The 11,960-nt window shown below is 45.1% G+C and carries 12 protein-coding genes; 6 read left to right on the top strand and 6 right to left on the bottom strand.

Annotated features, from left to right (window positions below; all coding sequences use genetic code 11):
• Window positions 1-3: 3 nt before the first annotated feature.
• Complete coding sequence (locus FKV70_RS16950; RefSeq protein WP_063211874.1) at window positions 4-1,473, bottom strand: MFS transporter; 1,470 nt, start codon at window positions 1,471-1,473, stop codon at window positions 4-6.
• Between the two features lie 165 nt (window positions 1,474-1,638).
• Here FKV70_RS16950 and FKV70_RS16955 point away from each other — a divergent pair, with 165 nt between their 5' ends.
• Window positions 1,639-2,061: a MarR family winged helix-turn-helix transcriptional regulator gene (locus tag FKV70_RS16955; protein ID WP_142613576.1), complete on the top strand. Its 423-nt coding sequence runs from the start codon at window positions 1,639-1,641 to the stop codon at window positions 2,059-2,061.
• A 119-nt stretch (window positions 2,062-2,180) separates the two neighbouring features.
• Here FKV70_RS16955 and FKV70_RS16960 read toward each other — a convergent pair whose 3' ends face one another.
• On the bottom strand, window positions 2,181-2,759 hold the full coding sequence (locus FKV70_RS16960) for a TetR/AcrR family transcriptional regulator (RefSeq protein ID WP_063211870.1): 579 nt from the start codon (window positions 2,757-2,759) through the stop codon (window positions 2,181-2,183).
• A gap of 189 nt (window positions 2,760-2,948) precedes the next feature.
• On the opposite strand from FKV70_RS16960, the gene FKV70_RS16965 reads away from it, so the two are divergent.
• Complete coding sequence (locus FKV70_RS16965) at window positions 2,949-4,172, top strand: MFS transporter (protein ID WP_142613577.1); 1,224 nt, start codon at window positions 2,949-2,951, stop codon at window positions 4,170-4,172.
• 14 nt (window positions 4,173-4,186) lie between these two features.
• Here the strand turns inward: FKV70_RS16965 and FKV70_RS16970 are convergent, their stop codons facing one another.
• Window positions 4,187-4,615 carry a DUF3995 domain-containing protein gene (locus tag FKV70_RS16970; RefSeq protein WP_142613578.1) on the bottom strand — a complete coding sequence of 143 codons (429 nt, stop codon included), beginning with the start codon at window positions 4,613-4,615 and terminating at the stop codon, window positions 4,187-4,189.
• Window positions 4,616-4,627: 12 nt separating this feature from the next.
• Window positions 4,628-5,209: a TetR/AcrR family transcriptional regulator gene (locus FKV70_RS16975; RefSeq protein WP_341873591.1), complete on the bottom strand. Its 582-nt coding sequence runs from the start codon at window positions 5,207-5,209 to the stop codon at window positions 4,628-4,630.
• Window positions 5,210-5,731: 522 nt separating this feature from the next.
• On the opposite strand from FKV70_RS16975, the gene thrS reads away from it, so the two are divergent.
• Window positions 5,732-7,645 (top strand): threonine--tRNA ligase, encoded by a 1,914-nt coding sequence (gene thrS, locus FKV70_RS16980; protein WP_142613580.1) that lies wholly within the window; start codon window positions 5,732-5,734, stop codon window positions 7,643-7,645.
• A gap of 155 nt (window positions 7,646-7,800) precedes the next feature.
• Here the strand turns inward: thrS and FKV70_RS16985 are convergent, their stop codons facing one another.
• Window positions 7,801-8,601: a GTP pyrophosphokinase gene (locus FKV70_RS16985; RefSeq protein ID WP_142613581.1), complete on the bottom strand. Its 801-nt coding sequence runs from the start codon at window positions 8,599-8,601 to the stop codon at window positions 7,801-7,803.
• 276 nt (window positions 8,602-8,877) lie between these two features.
• Here FKV70_RS16985 and FKV70_RS16990 point away from each other — a divergent pair, with 276 nt between their 5' ends.
• From FKV70_RS16990 to FKV70_RS17000, 3 genes are read left to right on the top strand one after another with little or no spacing between them, the layout of a single operon-like run.
• Entirely contained in the window at window positions 8,878-9,339 is a 462-nt protein-coding gene (locus FKV70_RS16990; RefSeq protein WP_013369209.1) for an S-ribosylhomocysteine lyase, read from the top strand.
• A 5-nt stretch (window positions 9,340-9,344) separates the two neighbouring features.
• The gene (locus tag FKV70_RS16995; RefSeq protein WP_142613582.1) at window positions 9,345-10,115 is read left to right on the top strand and encodes an SDR family NAD(P)-dependent oxidoreductase; all 771 of its coding nucleotides are present in this window, start codon (window positions 9,345-9,347) and stop codon (window positions 10,113-10,115) included.
• Between the two features lie 29 nt (window positions 10,116-10,144).
• Window positions 10,145-11,026 carry a MetQ/NlpA family ABC transporter substrate-binding protein gene (locus tag FKV70_RS17000; protein ID WP_107734799.1) on the top strand — a complete coding sequence of 294 codons (882 nt, stop codon included), beginning with the start codon at window positions 10,145-10,147 and terminating at the stop codon, window positions 11,024-11,026.
• Between the two features lie 67 nt (window positions 11,027-11,093).
• On the opposite strand, the gene FKV70_RS17005 is transcribed toward FKV70_RS17000, so the two are convergent.
• Entirely contained in the window at window positions 11,094-11,933 is an 840-nt protein-coding gene (locus tag FKV70_RS17005; protein WP_142613583.1) for an AraC family transcriptional regulator, read from the bottom strand.
• Between the last annotated feature and the right edge of the window lie 27 nt (window positions 11,934-11,960).

Raw genomic sequence — 11,960 nt, forward strand, 5'->3', positions numbered from 1 at the left:
ATCCTATCTCTTTTCTTGCTGCATTCTTGCCCGTCTAGCCCCGATCAGCCTCCAGCCTGTTAACAAGGCCGCTACAAGACAGATGGACGCAGATGTCATAAAGACTACATGCATGCCTGACAGGAAAATTTCAGGGTGACCTGGCACCAATCCGGTGACCCGATAACCAGCCTCTTTACTCATAATATAAAAGAGAATGGATGTGGCCAGCGTGATCCCTACAACCATACCGACGTTGCGCACCAGCGAATTAACACTTCCGGCTGAGCCGAGCTGTGTACGAGGGACCTTGGACATAATCAGCGAGTTGTTCGGTGATTGGAATAAACCACTGCCAATACCCAGCATGGCAATCCACAGACCGACGAGCGGGATGGAGCTGCCTGCATGGAGCTGGGCTAATCCAATCTGGGCAACGACCATAACGACCAGCCCGGCGAAGGTAAGCAGCTCAGACCCGATTTTATCGGACAGCGCACCGCTGAGCGGGGCTACGATAACCATAGAGATGGGGAACAGCATCAGCAAAAATCCGGCATAAAAAGGCGACAAGTTCAGCATATTCTGTGCATAGAAAGGCGAAATGATGTTAAAGCAGAAGTTAGCGACGAACACCAGAAAAGCACACAAAATACTAAGTGAAAACAATGGATTTTTGAACAATGTGAGCTGTAACAGCGGCTGTGGACGACGAAATTCCAATCGGATGAATGTGGCAAAAGCAACTACCGCCACCACCAGCGAAGCAATAATACGTGCGTCTCCATACCCGACTTGCTGTCCTAGCAATAATCCGACGAACAAAGTGAGAATAAAAACAGCAAACACTAGGCTGCCGGGAACGTCAATTTTATCCTTCACCTTGATCAGATCCTTCGGCAGAAGCTTCCAGCCAAGAAAGACAGCGACCAAGCCTATTGGTACATTGACCCAGAAAATATACTGCCAGCCCAACGAGGAGACAATAATACCGCCCAAGCTTGGACCGGCGATACTGCCCAGAGAAACGAAGGTTCCGATGAGGCCAAGCGCTTTACCCCGTTCAGTGGACGGAAAGATATCTGTTACGATCCCTTGGCTGTTCGCCATGGTCATAGATGCGCCAATCGCCTGAATAATGCGGGAAATCAGCAATAGGGAGAGTGAGGAGCTAAGACCGCACAATAGGGAGCCAAGAATGAATATGATCGTACCGATTTTGAATATTTTGATTTTACCGACCATATCCCCTAGCTTGCCAAAAAATAAAATAGCGGTACATATCGCCATTAGATAGGCGGTTGTTACCCATTCAATCTGTGCCACAGGTAAATGTAACGTGCGGGACAATACAGGAAGAGCAATATTAACGATGCTTCCATCCAGGGTGGACATAAACGTAAACAGATTTAAAACAATCAAAATCATCCAACGTTTCTTCTGAACTTCGATATTTTCTTGATAGGTTGCAGCAGTTGTAGCAGTTGAACTCATTATGAACACCTCTTTATCGTTGGCAGCTCTTTCTTTAGTTGCGTGCGCAACTAAATGAACGGTTCTAGTGTACAGCAAATTAGTTGCGTACGCAACAATAGTATTGTAAACTTTGTTTTGGTCCCAGCTGGGGATTGCCATTTTCAAGCCAATGAGGTGAATTTGATGAGAAAAAAACCGATTGGAAAGCTAATTTCCCACCTGTACCGTCGAAATCAAAAAATACTGTCCAAAAAACTGGCTCCTTACGGAATCGGCAGTGGGGGACAACACAGTTTCTTAAAAACTATTTTGCAGCGGCCGGGCATTACACAGGAGCAGCTGACGAATGAACTTAAATTTGACAAGGCAACCACAGCCCGCTCTGTAAAACAATTAGAGGAATCAGGCTACATTGAACGTAAAACGGACCCGAATGATCGTCGTTCTCAACTTGTATCTCCTACGGCTAAGGCGTTAGAGTTCGCTCCTGTCTTACGAGAAATATTGGACGAGCTCAATGCCGGTCTTGTCCACAATTTATCCGAAGAGGAAGAGGACCTTCTGATCGATCTGCTGCAAAAGATTAGTATAGACCCTGACGAATAAGCCAATCAGGAGTTAGCTTGAGAATCGCGGCAGGTAAAAGAAAAGATAAAAGAAAAAAGCAGCCATTCACAAAAAATACTCTGTGGTGGCTGCCAGCCCCGCTATATAGCATTCGCCATTCAGTCCAAGCCAATTCCTTCGAATGCATTCATGACTAATTGTCGTACATAGGCATCGTCTAATGGATAACCTGTCACCAGCAAACGATAAAAAATCGGTCCATAAATGAGATCGATACATAATTCAACATCGAGATGCTCCTTCAATTCCCCGCGTTCAATTCCCCGCTCAATAAGATGCCGGGCTTCAAGTCGCCGGGGATGAAAATACCGGGTTCGGTATGCCTCTGACAACCCTGCATCAAGTTGCCCTTCACCAATTAACTCCGTAATGATTTTACCTTCTCGACTGGTTAGGAACCGTACTAAATTCGTAGCATGAATGAGAATATCGTCTAGTACACGACCTGTGTCGGGTACAGGTAATCTTGCCATGGTAGCTGACAGGAAGCCATCCATGACTACGGCAGCTTTGTTAGGCCACCATTTATAAATGGTGGCTTTGCTCACTTTCGCTCGCTCAGCAATTTTTTCTACCGTTACCGCTCCAAAGCCTTGCTCCAACAGTAGATCATAGGAGGCGGCAAGGATAGATTTTTGCGACTCGACATTACGAGGACGTCCTCGTTTACTCTGCACTGGAATGCTCACCCTCTTACATAGATATAGGAAAACACAAAATACAAACTGTACGTTCAGTATATCAAATAATAGACAAAAATAAAAATTTGAATTTGCCTATTTACAAAACGAAACGTTCAGTATATTATTTGATTATCGAATTAGCGAACTATACGTTCAGTATTTAAATTATTGAGGAGGATTATCATGCAAAGAAAACAACAAGCCGTAGAAGGTAATCGGATTTCAAATTGGATGATGTTTCTGTTGGCAGCCGCATGCGGCCTTATTGTTGCCAACCTTTACTATGCTCAAACCCTTGTAGGGCCTATTCATGTAGCACTGGGCCTTTCTTCCACAACAGCGGGCTTCATTGTCACCTTAACTCAAATCGGTTATGTTGTAGGACTGCTGTTTATCGTACCGATTAGCGACATTATTGAAAATCGAAGGCTCATGGTCGTATCGCTCATCATTACAGTCTTTGCATTGCTTGTTGCTGCCTTCGCTCCCAATGCCACGTTGTTCCTGACCGCATCCTTGTTCATTGGAGTTGGATCTGTAGTAGCCCAAATATTGGTACCGTACGCTACTTATTTAGCATCCGAAGAACAGCGCGGTCGGGTTGTCGGGAATGTCATGAGTGGGCTCCTGCTAGGCATTATGTTTGCACGTCCATTGGCAAGCTTCATAACCAGCATCTGGGGATGGCAAGCCATATTTATTATGTCAGCCATCGTTTTGACATTGTTGACGATTCTTCTCTCGCGGGCTCTTCCAGAGCGCAAGCCTGTACCTACGGTATCTTACAGTAAACTGATTCTCTCGCTAGGTACTCTTTTCAAACAAACGCCTGCATTGCGCCGTCGTGCCTTATATCAAGCCTGCTTATTTGGTGCCTTCAGCCTGTTTTGGACGGTTGTTCCTCTACGCTTGGCGGATGATTTCGGCATGTCTCAGCAAGGGATTGCACTGTTTGCTTTAGTAGGTGTAGGCGGCGCAATAGCAGCTCCGATTGCCGGAAGATTGGCTGATAAAGGCTGGAGCAAAGGTTTAACCGGGCTAGCTATGGTCATAGCCGCCTTGTCCTTTTTGGTCATCTATATTTTCCAAAGTCATTCGACGGCTGCGCTCATCCTTCTCTTTATTTCAGCGATTACACTGGATATGGCTGTATCGGGAAACCTGGTGCTTGGACAGCGTGTCATTTACTCCCTGGGAAGTGAAGCGAGAGGGCGTCTGAATGGATTATTCATGTCTATCTTTTTCATAGGCGGAGCGATTGGATCATCATTAGGTGGTTGGTCTTATGCGTTGGGTGGTTGGAATTTCAGCGCTCTGATTGGAGTCATTTTGCCTGTGCTGGCTTTACTGTACTATTTCACTGAGAAAGAAACTGGTGGAGACGTACGAAAGAAACAAAACGGGTAAAGATCAGCTTTAAATTACGCCGTACGTAAAAGCGTCATGATTAAAATGGCTGTTCCCAAGAGAAAACAAAGGGGCGAATAGAGCACAGTATCCCATTTTGCAAAAACCGTTCCTTTTTTTCTCTTGAAGAACCCTACCCATTTGAAATCTCCTATAGAACGTAAAATAAATAAACATGACAACAAGCCTGAACCGTAGAAATAGAAGAAATGGAAAAACTGAATGGGTACGACTCTCCCTAACTCCAGAACGAACCAAGCGGCTAAAGCTAGTAAAATGGCAACAATCGACGTCCCTATTTTGGAGGGTTTAAAAAGCAAATCCGTTCCCGTGCTTGGGATCGCTGCCTTAGCACCCTTTTGTCCGCCAAATACCCAATATAGATGCATACCGCTCAGTACCAATAAAATTCCGCCAACTGCCCATGTAAGTAACTCCAACATCTCACATCCTCCTTAATTGGAAATCCACTCTGTCCAAATCATATGAATATGCTGCTGAATGGCTTCTTCACTTAACGTCTCTTGCTTGTGACGCTCATACCAACCCAAATAGTAATGGTACAACATCCATGACCTCTGCGAGGCTTTCTCTGGCTGCATTCCCTGTTGGATTAAAAGTTCTTTCATAAACTCCATTCTCATCTGCTCGACTTCGTTGAGCAAGGAACGGTAACTATCGTCCTTCAGTGACAGCTTGCGCAGATAAAACAGAAAGTCTCCCCGTTTCGTCTTGCCGAACATCTGGGTTAGCACCTCTCTGATCCGCTCATCTGCGGTCGCATGGTTGATGGACGAGGTCATAACCTGTTGTGTCGTCTGTGCCTTCCATGTCTCTACAATTTGTCTAATATAGCTGCTGCGATTGGCAAAATACCAATAAAAACTGCTCTTACTGCACCCTAAAGCAGTAGCCATTTTTTCAACAATGAGTTGATCCATTCCGCCCTGTTCAAAACGTTCTATTCCTTTTTGAATCCATTGTTCTTCTGTGACAATGATCTTAGGTATCTCTTTCGCCTTCTTTCTGTACGATATCGTCTAGATGAGAAAAATTTTACAGTGTTTTTAGTAGGGTGTAAATATAGGCCTATTTCGCCTTCATAGCCGGATGATAAATAAGACAGAAGCTTACATAAACGTCCACTTGAAATACCTGCGAATTTGATCTATAATGCTGTAGCATATAGTAATATTCAAGGCATTGACCAAAGACATGATTTCCTTGAAGGGCCGTTCAGAGAGAAAAGACGAGGCTGAGAGCTTTTCCGGCAACCGCATGTGAAGTTACCCCTTTGTAGCCGTGACGTTGAACGTGTAGCTGTGCAAGCTGGCAGTGGCATCAGTAAGCGCCCACCGATTTATCCCCGTTAACGGATACCAATGGAGGGTCACGCAGGTCGTGCATGAGCATGTTTGGATGAACATGAATGTATGTACAGTAGCGGGCCGAACTAGGGTGGAACCACGAGCTGAACGCACTCGTCCCTTGAGGGAGAGAGGCGTTTTTTTTGCGTTCAATTTTGATATAGCACACAATTTGAAATGGAGGCTTTAATCGTGAGTATTCAAGTGAAATTGCCGGACGGAGCCGTACGCGAGTACGAGCAGGGCGTAACCATCGCTGACGTGGCGGGTTCGATCAGTTCCGGACTGAAAAAGAACGCAGTAGCAGGTAAAGTGAACGGGAAGGCTGTCGATCTGAACACCGTTTTGGATCAGAACGTTGACCTTGAAATTATTACGCTGGACAGTGCGGACGGTCTGGAAGTTTACCGCCACAGCACAGCGCATTTGCTGGCACAGGCGCTCAAACGCATTTATGGTGAGAAAAATGTGAAGCTGGGTATTGGTCCAGTCATTGACAGCGGCTTCTACTATGACATTGATATCGAAAACCCATTGTCCGTTGACGATCTGGCGAAGATCGAAAAGGAAATGGCGAAGATCACGCAGGAAAATCTGCCGATTACACGTCGTGTGGTCAGCCGTGAGGAAGCAACTCGCATTTTTGGTGAACTGGAAGATCCATTGAAACTGGAACTGATCCGTGATTTGCCGGAAGAAGCGGAAATTACGATCTATGATCAAGGCGAATTTTTCGACCTGTGTCGTGGCCCGCATTTGCCATCCACTGGCCGCATCAAAGCTTTCAAACTGTTAAGTGTGGCAGGTGCATACTGGAGAGGCGATTCCAATAACAAGATGCTGCAACGTATCTACGGAACAGCATTCCCTAAAAAAGCTCAACTGGATGAGCACCTGCACATGCTGGAAGAAGCGAAAAAACGCGACCACCGCAAGCTGGGTAAGGAACTGGAACTGTTCATGTTCTCCGAAGAAGCACCTGGCATGCCGTTCTACCTGCCTAAAGGTATGGTGGTGCGTACTGCGCTCGAAGATTACTCCCGCGACATTCAACGTCTGCATGGCTATGAAGAAGTACGTACACCGCTGATGATGAACAACCGTCTGTGGGAACAATCGGGACACTATGACCATTACAAAGAAAATATGTACTTCTCGGAAGTAGATGAAACTACATTTGCTCTGAAACCGATGAACTGCCCGGGGCATATGCTTGTGTTTAAAAATGAACTTCATTCTTACCGCGATCTGCCGATTCGTATATCCGAATTTGGACAAGTGCATCGTCATGAGCTGTCCGGTGCGTTGAACGGTATGATGCGTGTTCGTACATTCTGTCAGGATGATGCGCATATTTTCGTTACACCAGAACAGATTGAAAAAGAGATTACGGACGTAATCAAGCTGATTAATGAAATGTACAGTGTGTTTGGCTTTGAATTCACAGTGGAACTGTCCACACGTCCAGATGACTTTATGGGCGAGCCAGCGCTGTGGGATCAAGCGGAACAAGCTCTGCAAAACGTGCTGGAGCATTTGGGTATGAACTACCGTATTAATGCGGGAGATGGAGCGTTTTATGGTCCGAAAATTGACTTCCACATTCTCGATGCGCTCAAACGCAGCTGGCAGTGCGGAACGATCCAATTGGACTTCCAAATGCCTGAGAAGTTCGACCTCACTTATGTGGGCGAAGACAACCAGAAGCACCGTCCGGTCGTTATTCACCGTGCCATCTATGGTTCGATCGACCGCTTCATGGGCATCCTGACTGAACATTTTACAGGTGCATTCCCATTGTGGCTGGCTCCTGTTCATGCGAAGCTGTTGCCTGTATCCGAGAACTATATCGAGACTGCCAATGAGGTGCAGGAAGCATTGCTGAAAGCGGGTCTGCGTGTCGAAGTGGATACTCGGAATGAGAAGCTTGGTTATAAAATCCGTGAAGCGCAATTGGAGAAGGTTCCATACATGTTCGTTATCGGGGAAAATGAAAAAACAACCGGTACTGTAGCAGTGCGCAAACGGGGCGAAGGCGATCTGGGATCATTCAGCATTGCAGACATCGTTGAGAAAATAAGCACAGAGATTCGCGAGAAACAGTAATATTTGATTGAAACAAATGTGTAAAAGAGCCGTCAAAACCAGGATCGTAGTGGTTTTGACGGCTCTTTATTTATACATCATACATAAGTTCCTAAGTTCCAGCACAAGGGGGAACAACCCCATATGAATGCTTTAGTTATCCCGTGCCTGTATGGCTAGCAAGTCTGTGACCTCGAAGTAGCGTGATCTGCGGGAAGGGAGAGTGTCTTCAGAGCTGACTCCTCAGCTCGTTTCCCTGGAGACTCTTCCACATCCTGTTCCTCGCTAAGCGATAAAATTTCCCCGCGCAGCTTGAGCATTTTCTGATCCAGTTCGTAGGTTGCACGTGCAGCTTCGGCCAACCCGTTAACCACGTGTTCGGGCACTTTTTTATCAAACTTATAGTACAAAATATGCTCCATACTGGCCCAAAAATCCATAGCCAATGTGCGCAATTGAATTTCGACTTTAATCCAGCGTGTGCCCTCAAACAGGATCAGTGGAATCTCCACAATGACATGTAGACTCTGATAGCCGTTGGGCTTAGGATGGGCAATATAGTCCTTGACCTCCAAAATACGAATGTCTTCCCGTGTGCGGAGGTGATCCATCAGGCGATAGATATCTTTGACAAATGCGCATACCACACGCATGCCTGCGATATCATGAATTTCACGCAATATATTGTCCAGGGTGACCTCATGCCCTTTACGCCGAACCTTTTCCACAATGCTGTGGGGTTCTTTGATCCGGGTTTTAATGTGCTCAATCGGGCTAAAACCATCTATTAGCTTCCATTCCGTCTGAATCAGCTTAATTTTGTTCTTTAATTCCTCCAAAGCTAGTTGATAAAGGACGGGAATCTTCTTCCATTCCTCTAGTTGCTTGGCGTCCACACTGTTCTGGTCCAGCTGTAGCTGAAATTCCTGCAAGGGCAAAGGGACAGCATTCAAGTGCTTCCAATCCGGTTCATTCACAGAGCATTCTCCTAAATGAGGCTTACGATGTCCTCGATCTATTTCGTAAAGATGGATTACCGTATATATTGTACACTATGTCAAAACGTACAGGCAAAGGAGAGGCGGACAAAGAAATGAGAAAAAAATAATAATTATTGTGGTAAAACCGAGTAATCCGATGTATAATTGCAAAAATGCTGATTTAAAGCATTAAACTTTTAAAAAAATAGCACAAGTATTGAGTAGTCGTCATTAGACTAAACATAAAAATTACAGAAAATGAGGATGAGAAAAATGGCAAAAGTAGAAAGCTTCCAATTAGACCACACGATTGTAAAGGCTCCTTATGTAAGAGCAGCGGGAGTAGAGCATGATGAAAAAGGAAGCACGGTACAAAAGTATGACCTGAGATTTCTGCAACCGAACGAAGACGCACTGCCAACAGCTGCTGTACACACGCTGGAGCATTTATTGGCGACGTATCTGAGAGATGAAATCAAGGGAATTATCGATATTTCTCCTATGGGCTGCAGAACAGGGTTCTACCTGATTTTATGGAATGAACACGAGCCTGAGGAAATTGCACTCGCTTTGGAAAAAACGTTGAAGAGAATTCTGGAAACGACAGAAGTCCCGGCTGTTACTGCTTTGGAATGCGGGAACTATAAGGACCATTCTCTTTTCTCCGCGCAGGAATATGTGAAGATTGTGTTGGAGGCTGGCATTAGCCGCGATCCTTTCAAAAGAGTATTTTAAAATCTATGATTTCAATAGACCTATCTCATCAGACAGCAGTAGTGACAGGCGGTAAGTCGGGTATAGGCAAGGGGATTGTAGAGCTTTTCATTCAAAGTGGAGCTAAGGTGATTTCTGCTGATATTTCTTATGAAGAGCCGTATAGAGTGATCCATTCACAGTTGGTTGAAACTCAATTGGACATATCTAAGCCGGATGATATCGAAAGATGGTGCGATCTGCTCATTAGCAAATCAGGAGTTCCTGACATATTGGTGAACTGCGCAGGTACTTCTACGATGGATTATGTCATTGATAGTGAGTTGGCTGATTGGGAGAAAGTATTTTCGATCAATTCAACCGGGCTGTATGTAGCGTCCAAACGGTTTGCCAAGGAAATGGTGGATGCGCGTAAACCGGGGCGAATTATCCAAATTGCTTCACAGGCTGGAAAAAATGGATATCGGGCTATGGGCGGATATTGTGCATCCAAACATGCGGTTCTCGGCTTGACCAAGGTGATGGCCATTGAGCTTGCTCCGCATCAAATTTTGGTGAATGCGGTTTGTCCAGGTATCGTAGAAACGCCGATGAAGCATCGTGAGCGGATTGAAGGGGGCGTCATTCGCGGAATGACCGCCCAGGAGATATATGAAGAAGATTGTTCGCAGGTACCATTGGGGAGAACCGCCGAGGTAGAGGATGTCGCCAATGTGGTGCTGTTTTTGGCAAGTCCGCTCTCCGCATATATGACAGGACAAGCGATTAATGTTACAGGTGGAATGACGATGCACTAGCATACTAGCATGATCTGGGGGAAAACAACATGAAGAAATCGTTCGTTTTACTATTAGGGATTAGTTTATTACTCGTAGCCGCAGGGTGCGGTAATAAAAGTACAGACAGTAATGGCTCCAGCTCCGCTTCCGGTGCGGAAACGCAAAAGGTAGTCATTGGCTCCATGGGGTCTGACGCGCAGATTTGGAAGCATATTGCTCAATCCCAGGCCGCCAAGGATGCCAAGCTGGATATTGAAGTAAAGGAAATTAACGGTGGAATCGAAACGAACAATGCGACTAAACAAGGCGATGTGGACGTGAATGCATTCCAATCGTGGGCGTATCTGGTGAGCTATAACAAAGAGAGCAAAGCCGATTTGAAGGCGATAGCCACCACCTATCTGGAGCCGATGGGGATTTATTCGCAAAAGTTCAAAAGTATTGATGAAGTGACCGACGGAGCGTTGGTGGCTTTGGCGGACAATCCGGCGAATACAGCAAGAGGTTTGAGGCTATTAGAAGCCTCCGGTTTAATTAAGCTTAAAGCTGACTTTAATGATGCTTTAGGTACAGTCAATGATATTACGAGTAATCCTAAAAACCTGAAATTTGAGCTCATCGACGACAAAACAGGTCCGCGCGTGATTCAAGATGTAGGTCTGGTGTTGATCGGGAACACGATTGCTTTAGAAGGCGGTCTGAATGTACTGAAGGATTCCTTGTTCCACGAAGAGATCAGTCAGGCGACAAAGAACAATATTAACGTTCTGGTTACTTCAGCGGATAAGGCAAACGATAAGGGACTACAAAAATTAGCGGATCTCTATCATAACGAGGATACTCAAAAGTACATTAAGGATGAATTTGGCGGTACCAAAGTAGAGGTTAAAGAACCTGTTTCTTATTTGGAAGGACAAACTGCAAAATAAACATAAAAGAGGTCAGCCAGTTTTCTGGTTGACCTCTTTTATTCGTTAGAGGCTTCTACTGGTAATTTCAGTAGTCGTTTTGCATTTGAGCATGGGTTTCGGCTCGATAATGTTTGGGAGAGAATCCCTTTACCTTTTTAAAAATTTTTGAGAAGAGTAAAGGGTCATTATAGCCGACTGAACGGGAAATATCGCCTATCGAAAGTTCAGCGTTACCCATCATTTCACAAGCTTTGTTGATCCTGTAGCGAATCAGATAGTCCTGAATGCTGGTGTTTACTCGTCGTTTAAATAACGAACATAAATAACTCCGATTGAGTCCGATAAAATTTGCAATATGCTCGATGGTAATTTTCTGAGCATAATTCATTTCGATAAAATCCTTCACTTTTTCAACGTAAATTTCCGCCCGACCTTCCTTTTGTCCAGAGAACGTTGCCGGACTGAACTCAATTAGCTCCGATAACATTGAGTAAAGCAGCCCGGCCAATCTGGTTTCCCGAGCTTTATGATACCCACTTGATTCGTTCATTTGCTGCAAATACTGATAAATCAAATGCTCTCCTTCAAAGTAGAGGATTGGGGACATCATCGTCAGGCCTGCCTGCTTGAGGAGTGTTTCTGCCAGTGCCCCGTTAAAACCAAACCAGCAATAAGACCAAGGATTCACTACATCGGCTTGATAATAAGTGATGACTTGCGGGCAGATTAGGAACCATTGTCCTTTCCGTAAGCGATAACTGAACCCACCGACCTCGAAGGTACCCTCCCCGTCCAAAATATAATGGAGCAGATAGTGATCTCTTATAGCAGGTCCAAAAAAGTGACCGGGTATGCATTCCTCTATGCCAAACTGAGTTAGATACAATTCAGAGTGCTGTTTACTACGTGGCAAATACTCAATCACGGTATATCTCCTTATGTAAATTATCAA

It is taken from the genome of Paenibacillus ottowii (genome assembly GCF_006874425.1).
GTDB lineage: Bacteria > Bacillota > Bacilli > Paenibacillales > Paenibacillaceae > Paenibacillus > Paenibacillus ottowii.